Origin of the sequence: Methylocystis echinoides (assembly GCF_040687965.1) — a bacterium.
GTDB lineage: Bacteria > Pseudomonadota > Alphaproteobacteria > Rhizobiales > Beijerinckiaceae > Methylocystis > Methylocystis echinoides_A.
Window position 1 is genome coordinate 2,880,189 of record NZ_CP156084.1, and the last position, 25,291, is coordinate 2,905,479.

At 64.9% G+C, this 25,291-nt stretch carries 31 protein-coding genes; 17 read left to right on the plus strand and 14 right to left on the minus strand.

Annotation, left to right across the window (positions count from 1 at the left end):
- Window positions 1-91 precede the first annotated feature (91 nt).
- Complete coding sequence (locus RVU70_RS14125) at window positions 92-277, minus strand: DUF1192 domain-containing protein (RefSeq protein ID WP_363347343.1); 186 nt, start codon at window positions 275-277, stop codon at window positions 92-94.
- A gap of 118 nt (window positions 278-395) precedes the next feature.
- Here RVU70_RS14125 and RVU70_RS14130 point away from each other — a divergent pair, with 118 nt between their 5' ends.
- Window positions 396-899, plus strand: a complete 504-nt coding sequence (locus RVU70_RS14130) for a hypothetical protein (protein ID WP_363347345.1) — start codon at window positions 396-398, stop codon at window positions 897-899.
- Window positions 900-1,048: 149 nt separating this feature from the next.
- Window positions 1,049-3,727, plus strand: a complete 2,679-nt coding sequence (ppdK, locus tag RVU70_RS14135; RefSeq protein ID WP_363347347.1) for a pyruvate, phosphate dikinase — start codon at window positions 1,049-1,051, stop codon at window positions 3,725-3,727.
- A gap of 139 nt (window positions 3,728-3,866) precedes the next feature.
- Here ppdK and RVU70_RS14140 read toward each other — a convergent pair whose 3' ends face one another.
- Window positions 3,867-4,541 (minus strand): cyclic nucleotide-binding domain-containing protein, encoded by a 675-nt coding sequence (locus RVU70_RS14140; RefSeq protein WP_363347349.1) that lies wholly within the window; start codon window positions 4,539-4,541, stop codon window positions 3,867-3,869.
- A 111-nt stretch (window positions 4,542-4,652) separates the two neighbouring features.
- Here RVU70_RS14140 and RVU70_RS14145 point away from each other — a divergent pair, with 111 nt between their 5' ends.
- Together RVU70_RS14145 and RVU70_RS14150 are read left to right on the plus strand one after the other, a co-directional pair.
- On the plus strand, window positions 4,653-5,069 hold the full coding sequence (locus tag RVU70_RS14145; RefSeq protein WP_363347351.1) for a secondary thiamine-phosphate synthase enzyme YjbQ: 417 nt from the start codon (window positions 4,653-4,655) through the stop codon (window positions 5,067-5,069).
- Between the two features lie 191 nt (window positions 5,070-5,260).
- On the plus strand, window positions 5,261-6,610 hold the full coding sequence (locus RVU70_RS14150; RefSeq protein WP_405044807.1) for a cell wall hydrolase: 1,350 nt from the start codon (window positions 5,261-5,263) through the stop codon (window positions 6,608-6,610).
- Here RVU70_RS14150 and RVU70_RS14155 read toward each other — a convergent pair.
- The 3 genes from RVU70_RS14155 to RVU70_RS14165 all read right to left on the minus strand — a co-directional run bounded on the left by RVU70_RS14155 (window position 6,583) and on the right by RVU70_RS14165 (window position 8,721).
- Window positions 6,583-6,732: a hypothetical protein gene (locus RVU70_RS14155; RefSeq protein ID WP_363347353.1), complete on the minus strand. Its 150-nt coding sequence runs from the start codon at window positions 6,730-6,732 to the stop codon at window positions 6,583-6,585. The genes RVU70_RS14150 and RVU70_RS14155 overlap by 28 nt on opposite strands.
- A gap of 100 nt (window positions 6,733-6,832) precedes the next feature.
- Window positions 6,833-7,588 carry an aminotransferase class IV gene (locus tag RVU70_RS14160; RefSeq protein WP_363347355.1) on the minus strand — a complete coding sequence of 252 codons (756 nt, stop codon included), beginning with the start codon at window positions 7,586-7,588 and terminating at the stop codon, window positions 6,833-6,835.
- Window positions 7,537-8,721 carry an aminodeoxychorismate synthase component I gene (locus tag RVU70_RS14165; RefSeq protein WP_363347357.1) on the minus strand — a complete coding sequence of 395 codons (1,185 nt, stop codon included), beginning with the start codon at window positions 8,719-8,721 and terminating at the stop codon, window positions 7,537-7,539. The genes RVU70_RS14160 and RVU70_RS14165 overlap by 52 nt, the downstream gene beginning before the upstream one ends.
- Before the next feature lie 168 nt (window positions 8,722-8,889).
- On the opposite strand from RVU70_RS14165, the gene RVU70_RS14170 reads away from it, so the two are divergent.
- Window positions 8,890-9,714: a TIGR00282 family metallophosphoesterase gene (locus RVU70_RS14170; protein ID WP_363351346.1), complete on the plus strand. Its 825-nt coding sequence runs from the start codon at window positions 8,890-8,892 to the stop codon at window positions 9,712-9,714.
- A 67-nt stretch (window positions 9,715-9,781) separates the two neighbouring features.
- On the plus strand, window positions 9,782-10,666 hold the full coding sequence (locus RVU70_RS14175; protein WP_363347359.1) for a neutral zinc metallopeptidase: 885 nt from the start codon (window positions 9,782-9,784) through the stop codon (window positions 10,664-10,666).
- Between the two features lie 4 nt (window positions 10,667-10,670).
- On the opposite strand, the gene RVU70_RS14180 is transcribed toward RVU70_RS14175, so the two are convergent.
- Window positions 10,671-11,186, minus strand: coding sequence for a transposase (locus RVU70_RS14180; RefSeq protein ID WP_363347361.1), 516 nt, complete (start codon window positions 11,184-11,186; stop codon window positions 10,671-10,673).
- A 123-nt stretch (window positions 11,187-11,309) separates the two neighbouring features.
- Here RVU70_RS14180 and RVU70_RS14185 point away from each other — a divergent pair, with 123 nt between their 5' ends.
- The 3 genes from RVU70_RS14185 to RVU70_RS14195 all read left to right on the plus strand — a co-directional run bounded on the left by RVU70_RS14185 (window position 11,310) and on the right by RVU70_RS14195 (window position 15,276).
- Complete coding sequence (locus RVU70_RS14185; RefSeq protein WP_363347363.1) at window positions 11,310-12,848, plus strand: NAD(P)H-hydrate dehydratase; 1,539 nt, start codon at window positions 11,310-11,312, stop codon at window positions 12,846-12,848.
- Window positions 12,849-13,043: 195 nt separating this feature from the next.
- Window positions 13,044-13,679, plus strand: coding sequence for a carbonic anhydrase (locus tag RVU70_RS14190; RefSeq protein ID WP_363347365.1), 636 nt, complete (start codon window positions 13,044-13,046; stop codon window positions 13,677-13,679).
- A 34-nt stretch (window positions 13,680-13,713) separates the two neighbouring features.
- Window positions 13,714-15,276 (plus strand): SulP family inorganic anion transporter, encoded by a 1,563-nt coding sequence (locus tag RVU70_RS14195; protein WP_363347367.1) that lies wholly within the window; start codon window positions 13,714-13,716, stop codon window positions 15,274-15,276.
- Between the two features lie 92 nt (window positions 15,277-15,368).
- On the opposite strand, the gene RVU70_RS14200 is transcribed toward RVU70_RS14195, so the two are convergent.
- Complete coding sequence (locus RVU70_RS14200) at window positions 15,369-16,139, minus strand: glycerophosphodiester phosphodiesterase family protein (protein WP_363347369.1); 771 nt, start codon at window positions 16,137-16,139, stop codon at window positions 15,369-15,371.
- Window positions 16,136-16,618: a RidA family protein gene (locus RVU70_RS14205; RefSeq protein ID WP_363347371.1), complete on the minus strand. Its 483-nt coding sequence runs from the start codon at window positions 16,616-16,618 to the stop codon at window positions 16,136-16,138. The genes RVU70_RS14200 and RVU70_RS14205 overlap by 4 nt, the downstream gene beginning before the upstream one ends.
- 104 nt (window positions 16,619-16,722) lie before the next feature.
- On the opposite strand from RVU70_RS14205, the gene RVU70_RS14210 reads away from it, so the two are divergent.
- Window positions 16,723-17,541, plus strand: a complete 819-nt coding sequence (locus RVU70_RS14210; protein ID WP_363347373.1) for a cell envelope integrity EipB family protein — start codon at window positions 16,723-16,725, stop codon at window positions 17,539-17,541.
- Window positions 17,542-17,657: 116 nt separating this feature from the next.
- Entirely contained in the window at window positions 17,658-18,452 is a 795-nt protein-coding gene (locus tag RVU70_RS14215; RefSeq protein WP_363347375.1) for a DUF1217 domain-containing protein, read from the plus strand.
- Window positions 18,453-18,459: 7 nt separating this feature from the next.
- On the opposite strand, the gene RVU70_RS14220 is transcribed toward RVU70_RS14215, so the two are convergent.
- The gene (locus RVU70_RS14220; RefSeq protein ID WP_363347377.1) at window positions 18,460-18,711 is read right to left on the minus strand and encodes a hypothetical protein; all 252 of its coding nucleotides are present in this window, start codon (window positions 18,709-18,711) and stop codon (window positions 18,460-18,462) included.
- Window positions 18,712-18,761: 50 nt separating this feature from the next.
- Window positions 18,762-19,499 (minus strand): DUF1614 domain-containing protein, encoded by a 738-nt coding sequence (locus RVU70_RS14225; RefSeq protein WP_363347379.1) that lies wholly within the window; start codon window positions 19,497-19,499, stop codon window positions 18,762-18,764.
- A 334-nt stretch (window positions 19,500-19,833) separates the two neighbouring features.
- Here RVU70_RS14225 and RVU70_RS14230 point away from each other — a divergent pair, with 334 nt between their 5' ends.
- Both RVU70_RS14230 and RVU70_RS14235 read left to right on the plus strand, forming a co-directional pair.
- Window positions 19,834-21,330 carry a S10 family serine carboxypeptidase-like protein gene (locus RVU70_RS14230; protein ID WP_363347381.1) on the plus strand — a complete coding sequence of 499 codons (1,497 nt, stop codon included), beginning with the start codon at window positions 19,834-19,836 and terminating at the stop codon, window positions 21,328-21,330.
- A gap of 122 nt (window positions 21,331-21,452) precedes the next feature.
- On the plus strand, window positions 21,453-21,656 hold the full coding sequence (locus tag RVU70_RS14235; protein ID WP_363347383.1) for a hypothetical protein: 204 nt from the start codon (window positions 21,453-21,455) through the stop codon (window positions 21,654-21,656).
- On the opposite strand, the gene RVU70_RS14240 is transcribed toward RVU70_RS14235, so the two are convergent.
- Complete coding sequence (locus RVU70_RS14240; protein WP_363347385.1) at window positions 21,646-21,879, minus strand: hypothetical protein; 234 nt, start codon at window positions 21,877-21,879, stop codon at window positions 21,646-21,648. The two genes, RVU70_RS14235 and RVU70_RS14240, sit on opposite strands and share 11 nt — an antisense overlap.
- On the opposite strand from RVU70_RS14240, the gene RVU70_RS14245 reads away from it, so the two are divergent.
- Together RVU70_RS14245 and RVU70_RS14250 are read left to right on the plus strand one after the other, a co-directional pair.
- A complete protein-coding gene (locus tag RVU70_RS14245) occupies window positions 21,879-22,334 on the plus strand; it encodes a hypothetical protein (RefSeq protein ID WP_363347386.1) in 456 nt (151 codons plus the stop codon). The two genes, RVU70_RS14240 and RVU70_RS14245, sit on opposite strands and share 1 nt — an antisense overlap.
- A 389-nt stretch (window positions 22,335-22,723) precedes the next feature.
- The gene (locus tag RVU70_RS14250) at window positions 22,724-22,948 is read left to right on the plus strand and encodes a hypothetical protein (protein WP_363347388.1); all 225 of its coding nucleotides are present in this window, start codon (window positions 22,724-22,726) and stop codon (window positions 22,946-22,948) included.
- Window positions 22,949-23,173: 225 nt separating this feature from the next.
- Here the strand turns inward: RVU70_RS14250 and RVU70_RS14255 are convergent, their stop codons facing one another.
- The 3 genes from RVU70_RS14255 to RVU70_RS14265 form a co-directional block, all read right to left on the minus strand.
- Window positions 23,174-23,428, minus strand: a complete 255-nt coding sequence (locus RVU70_RS14255) for a hypothetical protein (RefSeq protein WP_363347390.1) — start codon at window positions 23,426-23,428, stop codon at window positions 23,174-23,176.
- Between the two features lie 150 nt (window positions 23,429-23,578).
- Window positions 23,579-23,710, minus strand: coding sequence for a hypothetical protein (locus RVU70_RS14260; protein ID WP_363347392.1), 132 nt, complete (start codon window positions 23,708-23,710; stop codon window positions 23,579-23,581).
- A 150-nt stretch (window positions 23,711-23,860) separates the two neighbouring features.
- Window positions 23,861-24,127 carry a hypothetical protein gene (locus tag RVU70_RS14265; RefSeq protein WP_363347394.1) on the minus strand — a complete coding sequence of 89 codons (267 nt, stop codon included), beginning with the start codon at window positions 24,125-24,127 and terminating at the stop codon, window positions 23,861-23,863.
- A gap of 162 nt (window positions 24,128-24,289) precedes the next feature.
- Here RVU70_RS14265 and RVU70_RS14270 point away from each other — a divergent pair, with 162 nt between their 5' ends.
- Window positions 24,290-24,511: a hypothetical protein gene (locus tag RVU70_RS14270; protein ID WP_363347396.1), complete on the plus strand. Its 222-nt coding sequence runs from the start codon at window positions 24,290-24,292 to the stop codon at window positions 24,509-24,511.
- 693 nt (window positions 24,512-25,204) lie between these two features.
- Entirely contained in the window at window positions 25,205-25,291 is an 87-nt protein-coding gene (gene kdpF, locus RVU70_RS21605) for a K(+)-transporting ATPase subunit F (RefSeq protein WP_405044885.1), read from the plus strand.

Genomic DNA, 25,291 nt, shown 5'->3' on the forward strand with positions numbered 1-25,291 from the left:
AAATCGCCGGGACGACCGGCGGATTTGCGCCAAGAAGCGCAATGGCCTCCCCGCTGTCAAGCCGAGCCGGCCTCTGCCTCGGCGCGACGGGTCATTTCCGAAAAAAGGCCTCGGCGGCGGCGGTCGCGGCGCGTTTGGCCTGCGCGGCCTGCTCGAGCCGGGCGATCTCCGCCTTCAACGCCGCGATGCGCTCCTCGAGCTCCGCGATCGAAAGAAGGTCAAGCGGCTGGCTGAGTTGCCCGGCCGGGCGGGGGCGGGGAGGATCCTCGTCGCTCATGTATTTCTCCTACGAATGCTTTACCTCTCGAGGTCAAGTTGATTGTCAAAGTTCGCTTCAATTGAGTCTAATGCGCTTCTGACCGGATGCGATGACTTGGATTGGAAGGAGTACGGTCATGAGGCTCATGCTTTGGTTTGTCCCGCTTCTGCCGATCCTGTCCGTCGAGAGGTTGTCGAGCCTGCTGTCGAGCCCCTTCGCCTTGACGGTGCAGGGTCGGATCAGAGGCGCAGCCTATGCAATGATGCAGTCGGCCGACGCCGTCGGGTTTGACTCAACGCGCTTTGTTCTCCTCGGCTTGACGACGTCGAGCCTGGCCATTCTGGGGGCGGTCGTCTCGGCGCCGCAATTCGCCGACCGGGGGATCGTCTCGAAGGGCTTTGTCAGCCTGCTCGAGGTCGGGGCGGTCGCCCTTGGCTGGGTGTCGCTCGTGCCTGCAGAAGGGCCTGTTAGCGTCGCCGCGATCTGCTTTGCGGCGGGCGTCGGCTTCATGCTCCTGCTGGGCGGCGCCTGCGCGGCGAGCGTCGCCAGGATCGCTGTCGTCCCTATCCTGGAGGACGCTTCGACCACGAAGAACAGGGCCTCCGCCCGCCGGGAAGCCGTCATCCACCGAAGCAGGTGACCGGCCTGCCAGGCGCGCCCCGCGTCACGCGCCTGAAAAAAGAGCCCTCGCCGCCACAATTGTCCCGCCTATCTGCTATTGTGCGCCCGCGAACCCGAACCGGGTTCGGCCGCAGAGGGCTCACCCGGCGTGGCGGGAAGATAGGTGCAATGACAAAGTGGGTTTATCGTTTCAGCGCCGGCCGGTCGGAGGGATCGGCCGCCATGCGGGACTTGTTGGGCGGAAAAGGCGCCAATCTCGCCGAAATGGCCGCGCTGGGCCTTCCCGTTCCGCCAGGCTTCACCATCACCACCGAAGTCTGCGCCCATTTCTACGCCAACGGCCACGCCTTTCCAAAGGGCCTCGAGGCCGAGGTCGACGCCGCCATGGAGGAGATCGGCCGGATCGCGGGCCACGCCTTCAACGATCCCAAATGGCCGCTCTTAGTCTCGGTCCGGTCGGGCGCCCGCGCCTCCATGCCCGGCATGATGGACACGGTGCTCAATCTCGGCCTCAACGACAAGACGGTCGAGGCCCTCGCCCGCTATTCGGGCGACGCCCGCTTCGCCTGGGACTGCTACCGGCGTTTCATCGAGATGTATTCCTCGGTCGTGCTCGGGGTCGAGCACCACATTTTCGAGGAGGCGCTCGAGGAGATCAAAGAGGCGAAGGGCCTCACGCTCGACACGCAGCTTTGCGCCGACGACTGGCGCGCGGCCGTGGCGCGCTTCAAGGCGATCGTCGAAGCTAACGCCGGCGTGAGCTTTCCGCAGGAGCCGCGCGCGCAGCTCTGGGGGGCGATCCGCGCGGTCTTCGCCTCCTGGATGAACCACCGCGCCATCGTCTACCGCCATCTGCACAATATTCCCGAGAGCTGGGGCACTGCGGTCAATGTGCAGGCGATGGTGTTCGGCAATATGGACGCCAATTCCGCGACCGGCGTCGCCTTCACGCGCAATCCGTCGACGGGGGTCAAGGAGCTTTACGGCGAATATCTCATCAATGCGCAAGGCGAGGACGTCGTCGCGGGGCTGCGCACGCCGCAGCCGCTCACCGAGGTCGCGAGCCGCGCCTCGCCCGGCGAGAAAATCTCGCTCGAAGCGGCCATGCCGAAGATTTTCGCGGAGTTCACGCAGGTCGCGGACAAGCTCGAGCGCCATTACCGCGACATGCAGGACATGGAGTTCACCGTCGAGCGAGGCAAATTATGGATGCTGCAGACGAGGAACGGCAAGCGCACCGCGCGCGCGGCGTTGAAGCTCGCCGTCGACATGGCCAATGAGGGGCTCATTACGCGCGAGGAGGCGTTGCTGCGCGTCGAGCCGACGTCGCTCGATCAGTTGCTCCATCCGACCATCGATCCGGCGGCGAAGCGCGACATTCTGGCGACGGGGCTGCCGGCCTCGCCCGGCGCCGCCTTCGGCGAGATCGTGTTCAACCCGGAAGAGGCGGAGACGCTCGCGGCGTCGGGCCGCAAGGTCATTCTCGTGCGCACCGAGACGAGCCCCGAGGACATCCACGGCATGCACGCCGCCGAGGGGATTCTGACCGCGCGCGGCGGCATGACCTCGCATGCGGCGGTCGTCGCCCGCGGCATGGGGAAGCCTTGCGTCACGGGCGCCGGCGCGCTGCGCATCGACTACGAGGATCAAAGCTTCACAGTCGCCGGCAAGCGTTTCGTCAAGGGCGACAAATTGACGATCGACGGCTCGGCCGGCCATGTGATCTTCGGCGAAGTTAAGATGCAACGCCCGGAGCTGACGGGCGAATTCGCGGTGCTGATGGGCTGGGCGGACAAGATCCGGCGGCTCAAGGTGCGCGCCAACGCCGAGACGCCCGCCGACGCGCGCGCCGCGCGCCGCTTCGGCGCGGAGGGCATCGGCCTTGCGCGCACCGAGCACATGTTCTTCGAGGGCGAACGCATCGTCGCGGTTCGCGAGATGATCCTCGCCGACGACGCCGAGGGGCGCCGCGCGGCGCTCGCCAAGCTGCTGCCGATCCAGCGCGAGGACTTCAAACATCTCTTCGAGATCATGGCGGGCCTTCCGGTGACGATCCGCCTGCTCGATCCGCCGCTTCACGAGTTTCTGCCGCATAACGACACAGAGCTTGCGGCGGTCGCCCGCGCCATGGGGGCCGATCCTGTGAAGCTGAGGCGCCGTGCGCTACAGCTTTCCGAGTTCAACCCCATGCTGGGTTTTCGCGGCGTGCGCCTCGCGGTGGTCTTTCCCGAGATCGTCGATATGCAAGCGCGCGCGATTTTTGAAGCCGCCATTGAGGCGAGCCTGTCGACCGGTGAGCCCGCCCGCATCGAAATCATGGCCCCGCTGGTCTTCGCCCGCGCCGAGCTTGATCTCGTGAAAGCGCGCATCGAGGCGATGGCGGCGCTGGTCGAGCAGGAGACGGGCGTTCGCCCGCGCTTCGAAGTCGGCACGATGATCGAACTGCCGCGCGCTGCGCTGCGCGCCGACGAGATCGCGCCCTCCGCCGATTTCTTTTCCTTCGGCACCAATGATCTCACCCAGACGACGCTTGGCATCTCGCGCGACGACGCCGGCTCCTTCCTGGGGGCCTATGTCGAACAGGGCGTGCTGCCGCATGATCCCTTCGTCTCGATCGACCAGGAGGGCGTCGGCGAACTCGTCGCGCTCGGCTGCCAGCGCGCCCGCGCCGCGCGCCCGGACATTGCGCTCGGCGTCTGCGGCGAGCACGGCGGCGATCCGGCGTCGGTGGCCTTTTTCGAGACGATCGGCATCGATTACGTCTCCTGCTCGCCTTTCCGCGTGCCGATTGCGCGCCTCGCTGCCGCTCAGGCGGTTCTGGGGCGCAAGGCGGACGGGACGGCGTAAGGGTCTCATTGCGAAGCGGCCTCGCCCTTCGAGACGCGCGCTTCGCGCGCTCGTCAGGGTGAGGATGCAGAAAGCCCCTCATGCTGAGGAGCCGCCTGGGCGGCGTCTCGAAGCACGAGAGGCGTCGCCACGTGTTTTTTCACGCGCTTTCCAATTCCTCGCCGAGATGATTGGCTTCGAAGCGGCGCACCATCAGGCGGACGAGATAGAGGCCGAACTCGGGGTTCTGGAAGTAAAGCTGCTCGAACTGCTCGTAGGTGATGGCGAGAAGGCTTACGTCGGTGAGGCATTTCGCCGAGGCCGTGCGCTTGCCGCTCTTGGTGAACAGCGCCATCTCGCCGAAAATTGCGCCAGGCTCGAGAATGACGCCGCGCTCCGAAATTTCGATTTTTCCTTCGACCACCAGATAAGCCTTTTTGGCGACCGCCCCCTTCTCGAAGACGAAGTCGGTCGCGCGGAAGCTTTCGGGATGCATGAAGGGCTTGAGCCACTCGAAATTGAAATCGGTCACGCTCGCCTCGCGCACGCTGGCGATCAGCCGGCGCATTTCCCGCAAGCGGCTGAAATTGAGCGGAAAATTGATGGCGTGTTTGGTGATCGTCGGCAGATTGCCGGTCACGAGCCCAAGGGTGACGCCGAGCACATTGGCGACCATCGCGGCCGCGCGCAGCGGGATCATCCGCTTGAAATAGGTGGATCCTACGATCGCCGCGGCCTCGGACCAGGCGAGCGCTGCGAGGGCCGTGGCCCCGACATATTTTCCGCTTTCCGACGCGGCCCAACTGGTCACAGCGTCGATCAGGGTTTCAGTCATCGTTTCTCCTCTGCAAATTTGGAGCCCGCTGCTTCCTTAAGCCCGCTCCAGCGTTTTTATAAGAGCCCGCGACGCTCGACATTCATGCGCGTCCGCGCACATTGGAGCTCCATGCGACAGACGACAAGAATCATCAGGGTCGAGACCGGCGGACGGGGCTTCTACGACGTCACGGCGACGCTTGCCGATTTTCTGCGCGGCGCGCGCATGGGCGAGGGGCTGCTCACGGTCTTTTGCCGGCACACCTCGGCCTCGCTGCTCATTCAGGAGAACGCCGATCCGAGCGTCCTGCGGGATCTCGAGTCCGTGTTCTCGCGGCTCGCGCCGGAGGGGGCGGCCTATGCCCATGACACGGAAGGCCCAGACGACATGCCGGCGCATATTCGCGCCGCGCTGACGCAAACGCAGCTCTCCATTCCCGTCATCGGCGGCGCGCTCGCGCTCGGAACCTGGCAGGGCGTCTATCTCTTCGAACACCGCCGCCGCCCGCACCGGCGCGAAATCGCCCTGCATCTGATGGGGGAGTGACGGGTCCGCTCCTCATTGTGCGAAGCGGGGGAGGACTGCGGGGCGCCTCATTCTGACACGCGACCTCGAGCTGAGCTGCAACGCTTCTGCAAGCATAACGGGTCGATAATCACGATCAGCAAAAGTCTTTGCGTGTGGGCGCGCGGCAACTCCGCGTCCCTGTCCGCGCCCCGTGGGATTTGGGTTCGCTTATGCGTCGACAGTCGAAAAGACGCCGGAGTGGGGACGCCAGGGCGCCCTGGGCGTTGAGCGTCATGGCGCCCTGGGCGCTCGGCGTCGGGGTTCTGGTCTCGTTCACGGCGAGCGCAGGGCAAGACCCCGTCGGCGACTGGAACGTCTCGCCGTTGACCGCCCGCGCCCGCGCCGCCGCCAAGCCCGCGACCTTTCAGCTCGCCTCTTTCGGCGAAGCGGCGTCGGGCGATCTGGGGCTTTCCGGCCAGAGCCGGGCGCTGGTTCAGAGCGCCCGCCTGATGGTCGGCGCGCCGGACGATTTGCGCTCCATCCCCGACGAGAGCGAGCCGCATGTCGATCTGAAGCCCGATGTGAGAAACTTCCCCGAGGTCGACCGCACGCATAAGGGCGACCCCATCGTCGCCATGCGGCCCGGCTTCGAGACGCGGGTCATCAATCCCGCTGCGCTCGGCCTCGCCGAGCCGGCCCAATTGACCTTCAGCATAAAGGGCAAGCATGGCGCTCGCGCCAATCTCGCGCTTGCGCCCCGCGGTCCCGTGCCCGGCGACGAGGCGATCTACGAGGCCGAGGCCGCGCGCGCCGAGGCGCTGACGACGACGCAGACGCAGAAATCGACCGCCGCCGCCTCGCCGGCGCAGAACGCCTCGACCTCAACGCCGCCATCGCTGTCAAACGAAACCCCGGCTGCGGCCGAGCCAAGCGCCGACAAGCCGGTGACGAAAAGCGCGAGCGAAACGCCCCGCGACACAGGCCCCAAGGATCTTGCCGAGCGAGTCCTGCATGGCGCGACGCCCGCCGTCGCGCGCGCCGTGGCGCTGAGCTCATCGACGCCCGCGCAGCCGGACGCGCTGCCGATCGAGGTCTCGTCCTTCCCGCGCGCCACGCTGGCGCTCGGCAAGGATGCGCGACCCGATTACGGGGCGCTCGCCAGCCGCGACAATATGGACCGTGAAAGACGCTGCCTCGCCGAGGCCGTTTATTTCGAGTCCCGCAGCGAGCCGGAGGCGGGGCAGGCGGCCGTGGCGCAAGTCGTTCTCAATCGCGTTCAGAGCGGGCTTTACCCATCGAGCGTCTGTGGCGTCGTGTACCAAAACCGCAGTCACTACAAGGCGTGCCAGTTCTCCTTCGCCTGCGAAGGAAAGTCGCTGCGCATCACCGAAACGGAGTCATGGGCGACCGCCGTGCGCATCGCCAATGAGGTCATGGACGGGCGCACCTATATCACCGACGTCGGCCGCTCGACGCATTACCACGCGACCTACGTCAAGCCGCGCTGGGCGCGGGCGCTGACCCGCATGGACATGATTGGCCGTCACATCTTCTATCGGCTGAAGCCCGGCCAGACGTAACGCGCGCAGAGGGCGCGCCAGTCGCTCGTCGCCTTGCGCGTGATGAGCAGGGTCCAGATCGCCAGCGCGGCCCAGGTCGAAACAATCGGATGCGCGGCCGTCCATTCGGAAAGAAAGTCCACCTGTCGTCCTCCTCGCGTCGCCGTCGCGCGTGAGGCAAGCGTCCAGAGAGAGGACTTAACAAATCGCGAGCGCGCGTCGCGCGCCTGCCGGCGTGGTTAATCAGTCGATCAGCCGCGCGCGGACGAGGCCCCGCACGGAATTGCCGAGATAGAAGTCGCGCGGCAGCTCTTGGAGACGCAGGATCGCCTCACGCGCCCGGCCCGCGGCGATGAGCTTTGCGCGCAGCGTTCCGGGCAGCAATCCGCAGGAAAGCGGCGGGGTCAGCAGGACGTCCCCTTGCGGGACGAAGAGATTGCAACGCGCGCTCTCGCAGAGTTCGTCGCGCTCGTTGAGGAAGAGAACCTCCTCGGCGCCTCGCGTTTTCATGGCCGCGGCAAGCGTGTCCTCGTAAAGCGCGCGGCGCGTCGTCTTGTGGCGCAGCAGCGGATCGGATGAGGAAAAGCGGCGCGCCGCAATGGCGACCCGCCAGATTGTCTCGGGCGGAACGGGGACAATGGGGGTCGCGCTCGTCTCGATCGCGCCGTCGCGCGACAACACCAGCCGTACCCTGAGCCTCTCAGGGAGGGCGACGCGCTGCTCGCTTTCCTGCAAACCGTCGGACTCGCGGATCTTGGGGCCATCTAATCCCTCCCCGCAAGGGGGAGCGATGATCGGCGTAACGGCAGAGGTTGCCGAGGCCAGCGCAGCGCAGACCTTCGCTTCGTCGTAGCGAAACCCCAGAGCGGCGCTCGACGCTGCGAGGCGGGCGAGATGTTCGGGCAGGAGGTCGAACCCGCCCGCACGCGTCCACAGCAGCGTTTCGATCAGCCCGAAGTCGTCGGCGCGCCGGTCAGGAACCGGGCCTTGATCAGACATTCCTCATACTCTTCGCGGGCGCGCGAGTCGGCGACGACAGCCGAGCCGACATTGCAGACGAGTTCGTGGTCCGGGAAAATGGTCAACGTCCGGATTGCGACATTGAAGCGGATGTCGCCGCTGGGCGCGATGACGCCGAGCGAGCCGCAATAGACGCCGCGCGGCGCGCATTCGAGGTCGCGGATGATTTCCATGGCGCGGATCTTCGGCGCGCCGGTCACCGAGCCGCAGGGGAAGAGGCCGGTGAAGAGATCGGCGAGCGAGACGTCGTCGCGCAGTTTGGCCTCGATCCCCGACGTCATCTGATGCAGCGTCGGATAGGTCTCGATCGTGAAGAGGTCGGTGACCTTCACCGAGCCGACCTCCGAGAGCCTGGAAAGATCGTTGCGCAGAAGATCGACGATCATGAGATTTTCGGCGCGCGACTTCTCGTCCTCGACGAGATATTGGGCGCGCGCCATGTCCTCGGTCGGCATGACGCCGCGCTGAGCCGTCCCCTTCATCGGCCGGGCGCGGATGGCGCGGCCCTGCGCCTCGAAGAAAACCTCCGGCGAGAGAGAGACGACCGTCTCCTCGCCGAGCGCCACGACGCCCCCATAAGCGACGGGCTGGCGCTTGCGCAGCGCGCGGTAGAGCGCCAGCGGATCGCCGTCATAGCGCCCGTAAAGCGGGAAGGTCAGATTGATCTGATAGACGTCGCCGGCGAAAATATAGTCCCGACACGCGCGGAAACGCTCGGCATACTCGCTCTCGCTCCAGGCGGGCGTCAGCGTCACGCGCGGGGCGGGGCCTTCGGCCGGCGGCAGGGTCCAGGGGCGGGCCGCGCGGAAGGCGCCGAAGAGCAGCAGCGGCGTGCGCGAGCGCGGCGTCGTCTGGGTCCAGAATTTCGGCTCCAGCGCATAGCCCAGCTCATAGCTGGCGTAGCCGGCGAGATAGAGACCCCGCCGCGACGCGGCCTCCATGCGGGCGAAAGCGTCCCCGACGTCGGCGGCTTCCCGGGCGACGATGATCTCCTCCGGCGCGTCGAAGAGCTGCGCCCGGCCGCCGTCGCGCCCGTCCTCGAACACGATGTAGGGCCGCGCCGGCGCGTCGGTCTGCGTCGGGGCGTCGGTGCGGGCGGCGGCGTCTGGCATCTGGGGCGGGGCTCGTTTCACGCGGGATGTTACAACAACCGCCCTCACCTATGAAAGGCGGGGCAATTGCGCAATCTCGATTTCCGCCGGGCGCGATACAGGTTTTGATCTTGGGGGCGGCGCGAGCTATGGAGAGCCATGTCAACCGCCTCGCAACCCGCGCAGCCGCTGCGCCTTCTCTTTATCGGCGACGTGCTCGGCCGGTCCGGCCGTGCGGCGGTGACCCGTTATGTGCCGCGCCTGCGTGAAAAATGGGCGCTCGATTTCGTGGTCTGCAACGGCGAGAACGCGGCCGGGGGATTCGGCATCACCGAGGCGATCTGCGAGGAAATGCTCGGGGCCGGGGTGGATTGCGTCACGCTCGGCAACCACGCCTTCGATCAGCGCGAAACGCTGGTTTTCATCGAGCGCCAGCCGCGCCTCCTGCGGCCGATCAACTATCCGCCCGGCACGCCGGGGCGGGGCGCCAATCTTTTCACCGCGGCGCGCGGCCAGCAGATTTTGGTCGTCAATCCCATGGGCCGGGTCTTCATGGACGCCATCGACGACCCCTTCGCCGCCATGGAGCGGGAGCTCGGCGCGTGTCCGCTGGGCGTGGGCTGCGACGCCGTCGTGGTCGATATGCACGCCGAAACCTCGAGCGAGAAAATGGCGATGGGCCATTTCGTCGACGGCAAGGCGTCGCTCGTCGTCGGCACCCATACCCATGTGCCGACGGCCGACGCGCAGATTTTGCCGGGCGGCACCGGCTATCTCACCGACGCCGGCATGACCGGCGACTATGATTCCGTCATCGGCATGGACAAGGAAGAGCCGGTGCGCCGCTTCATCCGCAAGACGCCGGGCTCGCGCTACGAGCCGGCCAATGGCGAGGCGACGCTGTGCGGCGTGGCCGTCGAGGTGGGGCAGGACGGGCTTGCCGGCATGATCGCCCCGGTGCGGCTCGGGGGCCGGCTGCGGCAGGAGTGGCCCCAGGAATGGGGCGCGCCCTGATTTCATCTCTGTTCAGCCGCGCTTGCGTCCATTAGATAAGGCGGAACGGGACGGCGGAGCGCGACAGATGAAATGGGAAGATCTGCAGACCTCTGAAAACATCGAGGATCGCCGGGGCGAGGGCGGCGGGTTCGGCGGACCGGTTGGCGGCGGTGGCATCGGCCTCGGCACCATAGTCGTTCTCGGCATCATCGGCTGGGCGCTCGGCATCAATCCGTCGCTGCTGATCGGCGGCGCCGACATGCTGAGCCGTATGGGCGGCGGCCATCGAATCGAGCGGGAGGATCGCACACGCGACACGTCGCAGCCGACCGACCAGCTCGGGCGATTCGTCGCCAAGGTCGTGGGCTCCAACGAGCAGGTCTGGTCGCAGATCCTGCCGCAGCAGGAGGGCGTGGCCTTCCGGGCGCCGCGGCTCGTGCTGTTCGACGGCGCGACGAGCTCCCGTTGTGGAACCGCGCAGTCGGCGATGGGGCCGTTTTACTGCCCGCTCGACCAACGCATCTATCTCGACACCTCGTTCTTCCGCGACATGAAGCAGCGCTTCGGCGGCGGCGGCGACTTCGCCTATGCCTACGTCATCTCCCATGAGATGGGGCATCACATCCAAAATCTTCTCGGCCTTTTGCCCAAGGTGCAGCGCGCCCAGGCGCGCGCGGGCAGCCGCGCCGAGGCCAATTCGCTTTCGGTCCGCGTCGAGCTGATGGCCGATTGTCTCGCCGGCGTCTGGGCCAACAACGGCAACAGAAGCCAGAATTTCCTGGAGGAGGGCGATCTCGAAAAGGCGGTCGCCTCGGCCCAGGCGATCGGCGACGACCGCCTTCAGCGCGCGCAGCGCGGCATGGTGGTCCCCGACAGCTTCACGCACGGCTCGTCGGCGCAACGCACCGAATGGCTGTTGCGCGGCCTGAAGAGCGGCCGAATCGACGATTGCAACACCTTCGGCCGGTAAAGGTCTAAAAGGTCCGACGGGCGCGACAGGCGAGTTCCGCGCAGCCGAGCTTCTTAGCGAGGCGCGCGAGATCGGCCGTCGCCGCCGCGCGGAGCGCGCTTTTCGTCGCGATAATGCCGACCGGCTCAGAAAAGCCCGGCGCCAGCCGCGTCCAGAATGAATGCGGCGCGAGGCGGAGCACGAGCGCGCGGTCTCGTGCGCCATAGGCGAACACGTCGTCGATTTCGTCGACGAAGCCGCGCTCGACCGCGCTTCCCGCCGAGAGCAGCAGGATGTGGTCGCGGCGCGCGACGTCGAGGCCCTGCGCAAGCCCTTCCTCCGCCGACGCGGTCTCGACGAGCGCGCAGCCGGCTTCGTCGGCGATGGTCTCGAGGCCGCGTTGGGGCGCGCCGATCAGCACGGCGTCCGCCACGAGGCCCTGCACGCATGATTCGACGAGAGAGGCGAGACTGCGCGCGATCGCGTCGCGCCGCAGCGGCGCGGCGGACGGTCCATGGGCGAGGAGAAGAGCGGTCAGCATTGCGCATCACATAGCCGAAAGCGCGCTGCGGCGGAATGCGGCGCCAAATATTGAGGCGTCGGAGCTAAGGACCGGGCGCCGGCCATTGCGCGGACAGCCGCCATCGGTCACCATCCGGCCGCCATGCCGCTCAGCCCTTTCCCGCTCGAACTGCTCACGACCCAGCAAATGGCCCGCGCCGATCGAATGACGATCGAGAGCGGCGTGCCGAGCATTGAGCTGATGGAGAGCGCGGCCGTGGCGATCGCGCGCGTGGCGAGCCGCATTCTTCAGCGCACCAGCGGACGGCGGGTGCTCGTGCTGTGCGGGCCCGGAAACAACGGCGGCGACGGCTATGTGGCGGCGCGGCTTCTGCGCGCGCAGCGTTACAAGGTGCGCGTCGCCTCGCTCGTGCCGCCCGACCAGCTGCGCGGCGACGCGGCGCGCGCGGCGGCGGGATGGACCGGAACGCTGCTGCCGGCGCAGGAGTGCGATTTTCACGGCGTCGACCTCGTGATCGACGCGCTCTTCGGGACGGGGCTGGCGCGCGATCTCGATCCCACCGCGCAGACGCTGGTCAACCGCCTCAACCAATGGCGGCGCGAAACCAAACAGAATGTCGTCAGCGTCGACATCCCCAGCGGCGTCGACGGCACGACGGGCGCGATTCGCGGCGCGGCGGTCGAAGCTGACGAAACCGTCACGTTCTTCCGGGTGAAGACGGGCCATTTGCTGCTGCCCGGACGATCGCGCTGCGGGCGGCTGACCTGCGCCCATATCGGCATCCGCTCGAGCACGCTCGAAACGCTCGGCGTAAGGACCTTCGTCAACGCGCCGGCGCTGTGGCTCTCGGCGCTGCCACGGCCCAAGGTGGAGGGCCACAAATACACGCGCGGCCATGCGCTGGTCGTCTCCGGCGGCGCCTCTTTCACCGGCGCGGCGCGGCTCTCGGCGGCGGCGGCGCTGCGATCGGGCGCCGGACTCGTGACCCTCGCGAGCCCCAGCGACGCGCTGCTCGTCAACGCCAGCGCGCTCACCTCAGTGATGGTGCGCCCCGCCGACGGCGCCAAAGGCCTCGCCGCCGTGCTCGCCGACGAGCGCAAGAACGCGGTGGCGCTGGGCCCTGGCCTCGGCGTGAGCGAAGCGAGCTGCGAGCAGGTCGAGGCGGCGTTGACGCCGCAGGCCTATCGGCGCGCCGCCGTGCTCGACGCCGACGCGCTGACGAGCTTCGAGAGCGATCCCTTCCGCCTGTGGCGCGCCACCCGCGCCGCGCCGGGGCCGGTTGTCATGACGCCGCACGCGGGCGAATTCGGGCGGCTGTTCGCCGAATGCGACAATGATCGCGCCAATCGCTCCAAACTCGACAAGGCGCGCGACGCGGCGCGGGTGAGCGGGGCCGTTGTGCTCTACAAGGGCCCGGACACGGTCGTCGCCGCGCCTGACGGCCGCGTCTCGATCCAGAGCTGGGCGAGTCCGTGGCTGGCCACGGCCGGCTCTGGCGACGTGCTGACTGGAGTCGTCGCGGGGCTGCTGGCGCAACGGATGGACGGATTTCTCGCCGCGTCCTGCGCTGTCTGGATGCATGCGCGCGCGGCTGAGATTTTCGGCCCCGGCCTTATCGCTGACGACATTATCGCTACGCTGCCGCAGGTGTGGCGCGAACTCTGCGGCGCCAGCGATTGACCGCGGGTGGGCCGGCCCGTCACAAAACAGTGATTAAGCTGGCGTCAGAAAAGAAACTTGCTGTGGAACTATAGCTTGCGGCCGCTGCGCCTTGTGCGGGCAGTCACGCGTGACTAGACTGCAGAGAGTCCCGCGCGGACGCGGTTTATGGCGAAGCTCCCGCGCCAATCTCGGGACGATAAAGACAGGCGTCGAATGCGGTCACACGAGAAGCTTCTGCTCGAAAACAAAGCCTGGGCCGACGAAAAAAAGCATCGGGAGCCCGATTATTTCGAACGCCTCGCCCATGGCCAGCAGCCGGAGTTCTTATGGATCGGCTGCGCAGACAGCCGCGTGCCAGCGGACATCATCGTCAACGCCGAGCCGGGTCTCATCTTCGCGCATCGAAACATCGCCAATCAGGTCATTGCGACGGACTTCAACTGCCTCAGCGTCGTGCAATACGCCGTTCAGGTCTTGAAGGTGAAGCACATCATCGTTTGCGGCCATTACAATTGCGGCGGCGTCAAGGCTGCGCTGTCCCATCAGCGTTCGGACTACACGCTGCTGAACAAATGGCTGCTGCACGTCAAGGACGTCTATCGACTCCACCGGGACGAGTTGGACGCCATCAATTCCTTAGACGACAAGGTAAACCGCCTCGTCGAGCTCAACGTCATCGAACAAGTCAATCATCTATCCTATACATCCATCGTGCAGAACGCCTGGAAAAGCGAACAACGTCCCCTCGTGCATGGTTGGGTGTATGCGCTCGACGACGGCCTCTTGAAGCAGCTCGTCACCCTGGGACCCGAAAGCCAGGTCGACAGAATCTACGAGTGGGACGCTTGATCCCCCCAAGCGGTTGAACAGGAGACGTCAAGCCGTGCTGCGCAAGCATCTCGACTATTACATGCGCTATCTCGACCACGACATCCCGGCCGGGATCGTGGTGTTTCTCGTGGCGCTGCCGCTGTGTCTCGGCATCGCCGTCGCCTCGGGCGCGCCGCCCTTCTCCGGCGTCATCGCGGGGATTGTCGGCGGGCTCGTCATCTCCGTCGTCAGCGGCTCGCAGCTGAGCGTCTCCGGCCCGGCGGCCGGCCTCACCGTCATCGTGGCGGCCGCCGTGGACAAACACGGCCTCGGCGGCATGCTGCTCGCCGTCGCGCTCGCCGGCCTCATCCAGATCGGCATGGGCTACGCCCGCGCCGGCGTGATCGGCGCCTATTTCCCTTCGGCCGTCATCAAGGGCATGCTCGCCGCGATCGGCCTCATCCTGATCATGAAGCAGTTGCCGCATGCGGTCGGCTATGACGCGGACGCCGAAAGCGACCTCTCGTTCCTCGAGGACGACAACAACGCGACCTTTTCCTTCGTCTGGTCGTCGATGAGCTCGATCTCGCCCGGCGCGACGATCGTGGCGCTGGCGTCGCTTGCGATCCTGCTGTTTTGGGAAACGGAGAGGGTGAAGGAAAACAGGTTTCTTTCGCTCGTTCCCGGGCCGCTCGTGGCCGTCGTCTTCGGCGTTCTCTTCAATGTTTTGGCCCAGAGCCTGGCGCCCGCCCTTGGCATTGCGCCGCAACATCTCGTTACTTTGCCGCAGATCTTCGGTCCCATGCAATTTGCGGCGGAAATCCGGTTCCCAGATTTCGGGTTGCTGACCAACTACCATATCTACGTCACGGCGGCGACGCTCGCTCTCGTCGGCAGTCTCGAGACATTGCTGAGCCTCGAGGCCGTGGACAAGCTCGACCCGCTCAAGCGCACTGCGCCCACCAATCAGGAGCTCAAGGCGCAAGGCGTCGGCAATTTCATCAGCGGCATGATGGGCGGCCTGCCGATCACCGCGGTGATCGTCCGCAGCTCGGCCAACATCAACGCCGGCGCGCACACCAAGGTCGCGTGCATCGTGCATGGCGTGCTGCTGCTGTTGAGCGTGATGTTCCTCGCCGCCGTGCTGAACATGATCCCGCTCGCTTGTCTCGCCGCCGTGCTGCTGCTCACCGGCTACAAGCTCGCGAAGCCGAAACTCGTCATCGAGCAGTTCGAGAAAGGCTTCGCCCAGTTCGCGCCCTTTGCCGTCACCATCGCGGCGATCCTGTTGACGGACCTGTTGAAGGGCATGGCCATCGGCATGGCGGTGGGCCTGTTCTTCGTGCTCTACGGCAATTACCATTCCGCTTTCACGCTCACGCGCGACAACAAGAATTACCTGCTCCGTCTGCAGAAGGACGTGTCCTTCCTCAACAGGGCGCCCTTGCGCAACTTGCTCGCCGACATCGAGGAAGACAGCTATGTCGTCATCGACGGCACGCGCGCGACCTTCATCGATCACGACATCATGGAGACCCTCGAGGACTTCATGAAAGCTGCGGGCGACAATAATATCCGCGTCGAGCTGAAAAATGTTCGCGGCCTTGCGCCAGCGCCTGTGATGGTCGCGGCCTGAGGGGGCGATTTTCGCGCCCCCTGCATCGGCGTAACCAAGCGAATCAGGGCGGCCATGGCTCGCCCTGATCGCTTCGCTTCGCTGGCTGTTTGCTAGGTCGGCGTAAAATTTTCGAAGACGATCTGATCCGCCCATGGCGCCGCCGCTTCGGCCTGCGCGGGCGAACGCACGGTCCAAGCCGTCACGGGTAACTGCAACGCCTGCCGCGCAAGAAAGGGGATCGCATGCGGCAGATCGGCGACGCGCCATGACAGGAAATCTGGCCGGGTGCGCGGGAAATGCAGAAACTCCGTCATCTCCGCGCGTTGCGCCGGGCTCAGCATCGGCCAGTCTTTGTCGCCATAAGTCGCCTCGCCGACGATGCCGAGGGGAATATGGGCGACGCCGAGAGCCTGCGCATTGGCGCGCAGAAAGGCGATGGGCGTCGGGTCGAAGCTCTCGATGACAACGGGACCCGAATAGGGGCCAAGAAGCGCCGCGGCGCGCTTCGCTACTGTCAGATCGCCGTCGAAATTGCTTTTAAGTTCGACGACCAGGGGCGTGCGGCCGGCGATGGCGTGAAGAAATTCGGCGAAGGTGGGGATCGTCTCCTTCGAGCCTTTCAGCACCAAGCGCGAGAGCGCTTGCGCGTCGAGAGCGTCGACCCGGCCGCTCGCGGCTGTTAGGCGCTCCAGCGTGTCATCGTGGAAGACGACGAGGTCCCCGTCGCGCGTCGCCTGTACGTCGCATTCGACGCCATAGCGGCTGGCGATGGCGGCGCGGGCGGCGCCCACCGAATTCTCGATGACGCCGGCCGCCGCCTGATGCAGGCCCCGATGCGCGATCGGCCGTGCGATCAGCCAATCGAGCGCGCGGATGGTCATCCGAAGATCTCGAATATCGCTTCGACCTCGACCGCGGCGTCGAGCGGCAATTGCGCGACGCCGACCGCGAAGCGCGCATGTTTGCCGTTTTCGCCGAGCACGGCGGCGAAGAGGTCCGAGGCGCCGTTCACGACCTGGGGCACTTGGCCGAAGTCGGGGCGCGCGTTGACGTAGCCGCCGATCCGCACGGCCCTGAGCAAAGCGAGATCGCCCACCGCCGCCCGCGCCTGCGCCAAGACGTTCAACGCCGCCTGCCGCGCCGCGGCCTGCCCGTTTTCGAGCGAGACCTCCGCGCCGAGCTTGCCCTTGTGCGCCGGATCGATCCCGGTGGCGCCCATCGGCAATTGGCCGGAAATGAAGAGCAGCGCGCCTGTGCGGACGAAGGGGACGTAATTGGCGACCGGCGCGGCGGCCGCCGGCAACGCGAGACCGAGGGCGGCGAGACGCGCGTCAGGAGTCCCGTCGGTTGGATTCGTCATGTTCGTGCTTCCCCGAGAAAAGAATTGCTCCGGCGCCACCCTGACCCTAATTTCAGCCGTCCCGCGACGCAATGGCGGCGCTGTCCAGACGGTGAAAGGGTCTCATGAATTCGACGCGCGCGCTTTTCGCCGCCATTCTCGCCGCCCCTCTGACCCCCGCCGCTCCAGCTTTCGCCCAAGGCGAACCGCCGCTCGCGAGCCACCGCGCAATCTACGAACTCACCCTCGACAAGGCCTCCGGCTCGAAGGCGCCGGCGCAGGCGCGTGGCCGCATCGTTTTCGAATTTGCAGCCTCCTGCGAGGGCTATGTGCAGAATTTCCGGCAGATAACCGAGCTTCAGCCGGCCGAAGGCGCGACCAAGCTGTCCGACATGATCTCCGCGACATTCGAATCATTGGATGCGAGCGACATGAGGTTCAAGGTCGAGACCAAGGTCGACAATCGCGTCAGCGAAGCAACCGACGGCAAAGCGCGCCGAGAGAAGGACGGAAAGATCCTCATCGATCTCACCAAGCCAAAGCGCGCGCATGTCGATCTCGAGGGGCAGGTTTTCTTCCCCAGCGAACATCTCATTCACATCATCGAGGCGGCGCGCGCGGGACAGCAACTCCTGGAGGCGCGCGTTTACGACGGCACCGGCCGCGGCGACAAGAGCTTCGATACGTTGACCGTCATCAGCAAGGCCATTGAAACGCCAGCTTCGGAAAAGGCGACGGAGTCGCTCAAGGGCCTGAAGCGGTGGCGGGTCGCCGTGTCTTATTTCGAGACCGGCAAGCGCGACGGCCAGCCGATCTACGTTCTCTCCTTCGATCTCTACGAGAATGGAATCTCCCGCGCGCTGTCGCTCGACTACGGCGATTTTGTTCTCAAGGGCGAGATGAAGGAGCTTGCGCTGCAGCCCGCGACGGCCTGCAAGAAATAGCCTGTTAATGTCGACGCACGGATGTCCGGGCAAAGGGGACAGCCTGCGGCAAACCTCGTGTAGCATGTTTCCGTGACGATGAGCGCGCCGCGCGCCTGTCGTGAAAGGAAGCTGCGATGACGACGGCCGGCGCCTATCTGTCGGTATCCAGAAATCTCGACCGCTGGCGCGCCATCGCCGCGAACAAGCCGACGGTTGCGCTGGAGACGAAATATTTCAAGGCCAATATTGGCAGGGCGACGTCGATCGACGCGCTGCTCAAGGACCGCCGGCTGTTCAATTACGCCATGAAGGCCTTCGGACTCGGCGACCGAACCAACGCCCTCGGCATGATGCGAAAGGTGCTGGAGCAGGGCGTCGACAATTCGAGGGATCTGGCCCGTACGCTCAGCAACGCCAATATCCTCGCCTTCGCCGAAGCCTTCGACTATGCGGGAGGCAAAGCAGATGTGACGTCTGGCGATTTCGTCAAGACAATCACGGGGCGCTATGTCGAGCAGGCCTTACAGGCCCAGCAGGGGGAGACAAACCCTGGCGTGGAGCGGGCGCTCTATTTCAAGGCGCGCGCGCCGCAGCTTTCGAGCGTCTATGGCGTGCTCGCCGACAAGAACCTTCTCGAAGTCGTGCAGACGACGCTCAACATTCCCGCCGCGTCGGCGGCGCAGCCGATCGACACGCAGGCGCGCCTCCTCAAGGCGAAGCTGAATGTCGAGGACTTCAAGGACCCCAAGAAGCTCGAGAAATTCATTGCGCGCTTCGCGGCGATGTACGATCTCAACAATCCTGGCGCCGGAACGGCGGCGTCCGCGAACGCCAACGCCATCCTCTACGGCGCTTCGTTCCTGGACCAGCCGGTCGGCGTGGATGTGTCCTTGCTCTTGCGGCGTCAGAATGCCGCGCGGGGCTTTTAGGGCGCGCTCAGCGATCGCCGGAGGCGCCGCCTCCGTTCAAGCCGCCGTAAAAGCCGTTCCACCCGCCGCGGGGCTTTTCCTCACGCTCGGGCGCGGGCTCGATCGGCTTCTGGATGAACGCGCCGCCGTGGGTCTTTTTCGCGGTTGCGGCTTTCGCCGCAGGCTCGCGTCCCGCCGCCGCGATGGGCGCGGCGAGCGCCATCGCGAGAATGGTCAGGAGGGTTACCGGCAGGCGTCCCATGCGCGGCTCAATGGTCATTCGCCCTTCCTGCCATTGCTGAGCGCGATGCGCAAGCGGCGCTGCGCGCTTCAGCCCGCGCTGACGCTTTCATGGCGCCTTCCGAGCAGACCGCCGATCAGGCTTGCAAGCAGTACGGAGAGAACGCCGGTCATGAAAATGCCGTCGAAGGTTCCTGCGCCGCCGATCGACAGCACGGGCGCGCCGAGGCGCGTGAGCTTGTCGAAATTCATCAGATCAGCGCCGATCAGGACGCCGAGGCTTCCGCCGGCATAGGCCAGCGGCGCCGCATGTCGCCAGGATATCAGCAAGGCGACGAGGGTCGCAGCCAGCGGTCCGACGAAGATCGGCAGGGCAATGCCGATGCCGCGCACGGGCTCCGCATAGGCGTAGCAAACCGCCGCAACGCAGGCGGCGGCGATGAGGCCGCGCCCCCATAGCTTGTTTTTCGACAGAAGATAGATGGACAGCACCGTCGGGATGACCGCGCCGCCGACATTCACCGCGAGGATGACTTCCGGCGCAGCCGAAATTCTCGGCGCGACATAAGGAACGCCGAAGTAATAGATGATCTCTTCTTGCCGCAGATATCTTTCGCTGCCGAGCGTCCCGAGCGGGATATTGATGTAGCTGCCGATCAGCGAGGCGAGGAGGAGGTAAACTGCGGTCCCGGGGCTGACGCCAAGTTGCACATAGACGTACTGCAGAATGCGCAACTGGATCAGGACTGCGAGAACCGCGACAATGCCGACGAGCAGCATGAAGAAGGGCGGCGCGACAGGCAGATATTGGGTATCGCCGAAATGCATGGGCTCTTCCCCTGGCGTTCTGTCGGGAAATGGGGCGGCGAGGGGCGATCGTCCACAATTGCCCAGCAGCCGCAGGCTTCGCAAAGCTCGAGCCGATCGCGGCGCGTCAAAAGAACGTCAAAAAAGTTTCACCACGGGGGAACAGGTCTTTGATCTGGCAGTTTTATTGGTGCGGTTCGAGGAAAGCGTTAATTCGCGATCCGCTGACAACCGCAAACGGCCCGTCCCCTCCAAAAGAGGGGCGGGCCGTTAACATGTACGCGTTCCGGCCGCAGCCCTATATTCAGTCGAGCAGCCAGGAAGGCTGGCGTTTTCCAATAAGCGAAAGACACTGATGAACTCTTTGCATACGGCGCTCGCTGCGCTGATCCTGTCGATGAGCGCCTTCGCGCACCCCGGCGTCGCTGAAGAGACCCCGCCCAATCGTAAAGGCCCCGACGAACAAGCGCGCGGCCTTCCCGTGGAGAGCGTCACCAACCACGTCGTCACCTTGCAGGGCGAGAAAATCAGCTTCACCGCCCGCGCTGGCTCCGTGCGTCTGCGTGACGCCCAAACCGAGGCGCCGCAGGCGGAGGTCGCTTGTATTTCGTATGAACGCGCCGGCGTCGATCAGACGACGCGGCCGATATTGTTCGTGTTCAATGGCGGCCCGGGGGCGGCCTCCGCTTGGCTCGCGCTCGGGGCCTTGTCGCCTTGGCGGCTGCGCTTTTCGCCCGAGACAGTCTCTCCTTCGACGCCGCCGGCGCTCGTGGAGAACGCGGAAAGCTGGATACCCTTCGCCGATCTCGTGTTTATCGATCCGCCGGGAACGGGCTTCAGCAAAATCCTCTCTGATAGCGATGAGGTGAAAAAGCGCTTCTATTCCGCTCAGGGCGACGCCGACGCGCTCGCCGTCGTCATCCGCAAATGGCTGACCGCACACGGGCGCCTCGCCTCGCCGAAATTCCTCGTGGGCGAGAGTTACGGCGGCTTTCGTGGCGTGAAGCTTGCGAATTCGCTGAGAGAGCATGAAAACATCGGCGTCGAGGGGCTCTTTCTGGTCTCGCCGGCGCTCGACTTCAGCTGGCTGCTCGCTGGCGGCAACCCGCTCGCGCGGGCCGCGTTGCTGCCGTCTTTCGCAGCGGTCGCCCGTCACGCGAAAGACCGCGCGGATGTCACGGACGCAGAGGCTTACGCCGCCGGAGAGTATGTGACCGATCTGCTCAAGGGCGCGAGAGATGCGCCCGCGCTAGCGCGCATGAGCGCCGCCGTTGCGCGGTTCACGGGGCTCGACCGGGAGTTCGTGTCGCGCCTCGGCGCTCGCATCGACGCAAGGAGTTTCTCTCGTGAACGCGCGCGGGACGCGGGCCGTGTCCTCAGCGTCTATGACGCCGAGATCTCGGGTTACGATCCGCAGCCCTTCGCCCCGGATAGCGACTGGGCCGATCCTTTGCTCGAGTCCTGGCGCGCGCCGCTCGGCGCCGCGATGACGCGCTTGACGATCGAGAAGCTCGGCTGGCCCATTGGCGAAGCGCGCTATTCTGTCTTGAGCAGCCAGATTTCGCATCAATGGCGCTATGGCGACGAAGGACGCGCCAACGCCGAAGTAATCTCTGGTTTGCGCGAGGCGCTCGCGCTGGATCCAAAAGCGAAGCTGCTCGTCGTGCACGGCCTCTACGATCTCACGACCCCCTATTTTGCAACCAAGCTCATGCTCGATCAGTTGCCGGATTTCGGCGATGCTTCGCGGGCGCGGCTGATCGTGCTCAAGGGCGGCCATATGCCCTATCTCTACGAGGAGTCCCGTAAAGCCATGCGCGACGCCGCAAAGGCGTGGCTGGAGACGCGCTGAGCGGATCCCGCGCATGTCATGTTGCAGCGCGGCAGGTTCTTTGAGTAGATTGCAAGGGAGCCGCTCGCGCGGCTGACTTTTGGATCGACGCGATCTCGCGCTCGAGGACTGGAGCCGGAAGCATGGGTGCCAAGCAGAAATCCCTCTTGCAACATGAGCAGGCGCGATTCGAGGACGCGCGTCGCCAGATGGGGCTCGCGGCGATGGATTTCAGCATCCCCGACGAGCAGTTTCTCGAGCTTCGTTCGCAGGTGCGGCGCCTGCAGAACGACGTGAAGAAGCTCGAGCGCAAATCGAAGAGCCTTTTCGGTCTGTTCAGTTTTTAAGAAACCCTATTCCTTTTCTTAGCGCCTCGCGCGGGAGCTCTTTCAGCTCCGCGCGGGCTAAATCTTTGAGAATGCGCTGAACGGGATTGACGGCGAGGCGATCAGGAGGCACGCAAAGCAACATCTGTCCCGCTTGATCGTTGTGCGAAGACCCGCGATTGCCGAGCGCGCGTGAATCGGCGGGGATGGTTGCGGCGGCGAAGTTTTCTTGCAGGAGAAACAATGTCCCAGGCGCAGGCAAAGTTTCCTCAAACCGTCATGTCGGGAAATTATGCGCAGTTCAAACACGAGTTCCTGGAGCTTTTGTTCGGCGTCCTCGTCGATGAGCGGCCCATATTCGGAAACGACTTGGATTCCCTTTTGGTCTACACGGCCATATCCCGCCATTATTTGCGGGACGAGCGATTCGGCCTGTCGCCCGACGAGGACGATGTCGATCAGCGTGGCGGCCTGACAGCTTCGAAAGTCGCCGAATCCACCCGCCTGCCGCGTGAAACAGTTCGACGGAAACTTCACCAGCTCGGGAGCAGGGGCCTGCTGGAGAAAGGCCCGCGCGACGAATGGCGGGTGGCCGTGAGAGACGGACAGCCCGTCATCCGGACCCAATATTCCCACGAGTGGCAACGTGAAATGAAACGAATTGTGAAGTTCGTGAGAGCGTTGAAAGATCACGTTTAAGCCAATCGCTGTCGAGCTCCCGTTAATCTCTTCTCCGCGGTCGCGCGCGAAAAGCCCATTGCCCTCCTCGCCCGTGACGGCAGAGCCGTAGCGCGGCTGAATTTTCGCGCCCCGCAATGGTCAAGCTTGACTTGCTTATCCCGGTGCGCATTGTGGAAACTACGTAGTCGTTGCGTGAACGTCTCGGATCGCGGGATCAGTTGAAACTGCGCCCGCCAACCCGACGCGCCTCGGAAGCTTGCCTATTTTTGTGCCGGAAGGCTGGAAAAGTCGTGGCGGGCAACCAAAACGTAAAAGAGGCCGTTTGCGCGTAGATGCTTTTTCAACCACCCTCGTGCTGTCCGGCCGCCACGGCGCGGATGCGCGCGGCGCCTGTCGCGGGGTCACCCATGACTTTGTCCCTGATCCACCAATTCTTCGCCGCCGCGGGCATCGTCGCCCTCGGCATGTGCGCCTTGCTCTTTGGCGTTTGTTCGCAACTCTCGAGCCTTCTCCTCGCCTTCTCGACCTATAGGGTTGCAAGGGATGGCGACTGGGAGGCGACAAGGATCGGCTTGGTCCTCACTGGCGCCTGCATCGTCCTTACAGCGCGCCTGACCTCGATTTTCTTTTAGGTTCAAGTGCGAAAAAGAAGAGCGAGGCGTTGGCCTCGCTCCAGTAGGCGCTCAGGATCGGGCTCTATGAATGAAGCCGCGCCGTCACGCGCGTGCACAAGATGAAAATCCGTCCTTAAACGCGTTCATCGTGCCCGAATTGTTTTTTCGTAGCCAGTGATATCCTTAGCTTCGCCGCCGCTTTCCTCGAAGAGCGTTAACGCAGTCGCTGCGCGTGCGACGATTTCACCGAGGCTTATACCAGGGCACGAAAAAGCCGAAGATGCCGGACAGCACGGCAAAGACGATGACTGTCGCGATTATGATCGGAATTTCCGTCGTTCCCCACATGGCGAGGATCGCGCCGAGGACGGCGCCGGCGACGCCGCAGATGATGACGCTCGGCGTCAAGGCCATGTCGAACTCGACCATGCCCCCATATTTATCAACCTCTTTGCCTGAAGTGCGGGCGTCCGGCTTTTTCGAGTCGTCGTGAGTCATGTCGACCCCCTCTTATCTACGCCGCAGCGCCACTATTTAGCGCGCCGACCGGCGCAGGCGAGTGGGCGCCCGTCGCATGAGAGGGAGACGAAAAAAGGGAGCGCATGAACGCGCCCCCTTTCCGGTTTTCCGCCCCCGCAGAAAGTCAAATCACGGGTCCATGCAGTAGCAGGCGCCGCCGTCGAAGTTGTTGAAGCCTTCGGGAGCCGCAGAAGCTGCGCTGGCGAAGCCGATGCTCAGGGCGATCGCAATGGCGGCGATGATGGCGGCGGATTTCCTCATGTTCAGCTCCCTCGGTTCGTGTTCCGTTTCGATGGTCAGACGTTAGACCATGCGCCTCGGGTCGTAGGTGCGATGGCGCACATGATCGGCGAAGCGCTTGCAGGATTGCGCGTCACGCAGTTTTGGCGACGTTCGCGCGGCCGATCCGGTTCACCAGCCGTAATAGCCGCCGCGATATCCGTAAGCCGGGCCGTAGCCATAGGCCGGATAGCGATAGCCGTAGTAATGCGGCTGGCTCGCCGCCGCGCCGATCATCGCGCCCATCGCCATGCCAGCGATGGCGGCGCCAGCCACGGCGCCCGCATTCGGACCGGAGCGGTAGTAGTAGCCGCCCGCTGACACCGGGGTCGCCGCAATCGTGCTGGCCAGCGCCAGAGCCACAATCGAGCCTGTGAAGATCTTGCCGAAGTTGGTCATTGCTCCCTCCATGGAACGCTGTTTCCTTGTCGATGAGAGGAAGCTACAGGGGAGCGAGCGCCCTGAATGTGCGGTCGGGCACACGAAAGACGCGACGCCGCGTCTTGCTTATTCGGCGGCGATGGAACAAGGCAGTGCGGAGACGGCGCGCAAGGAGCCCGAATGAATCAAGAATTGATCGACGAGGCCTTCCGCGCCGCGACGCGAATGGCGACGGATCGCAACATGAACGTTTCTGACGACGCGCTCATGCGCGCCGTGCGCGCCGTCGCCGGGGAAGGGGACGCTCAAGGCGAGCCCGAGGAAATCGCGGAGGACGCCCTGGAGCTATTGGGCAAAGGCATTGGGCCGACTGCGCCCCGGCGGGGACGCAGGCCCTTTTAACTCTCCCCAGATTCGCCCGCTCAATCGCCGTGGGGGGCGCCCGCGCCAGCGGCGCCCTCGAGAACAATGTTGCCTGACGGATCTTGCGGATACGCGAAGGGCAGGGCCGACGCCCACCGGGGCAAAACAACATAGCCGCGAGCGTAGTAGGGGGGAGGCGCGCACGCGAGTGGCGGCTGACCGTAAGAGCAACGGTAACCATGCGCGAGAGAAGGCTGAGCCCCGCAAAGCAAGGCGAACGAGCACGCAAAAAGGAGAGTCCTGGACACGCCATCCTCCCGGCAAGACGCGGTGTGAGAGCACACCGACCGGATGGTTATATGGCCGTCACAAAACCTTTGTAGAGGCGCTGACCTGATTTTGGAGCAAAGCGTTGCGCAGCTACAGAAAGGACTTTCAACCGTCCGCGTGGCCGCACAAATTAGTGGCTGATTTCAAGGGCAAGGCGAAGCGCCGTCTAAGCTTTTCTCCCCGTTTGAGTGAGAGGAAGCGGCCCGCAGGCGATCCCCCTCGATCGACTTTCAAAAAATCCGAATAGAGCCTTTACATCGAACGCGTGCATTGTCCCGGCCGACATCCAATTGGAGATCGCGCTCATGGACGACCTCGCTTTTCTTGGACTCGGCTTGCTCCTCTTCGGCCTCGTCGCCGTTTATGCGCGCGCTTGCGCGCGGTTCTAGAGGAGGCTCGCCAATGTCGGAACCCGTCATCGGCCTGATCGTCGCCGTGCTGCTCGGCTGCTATCTCCTCTACACGCTACTTTGCCCCGAAAAACTCTAA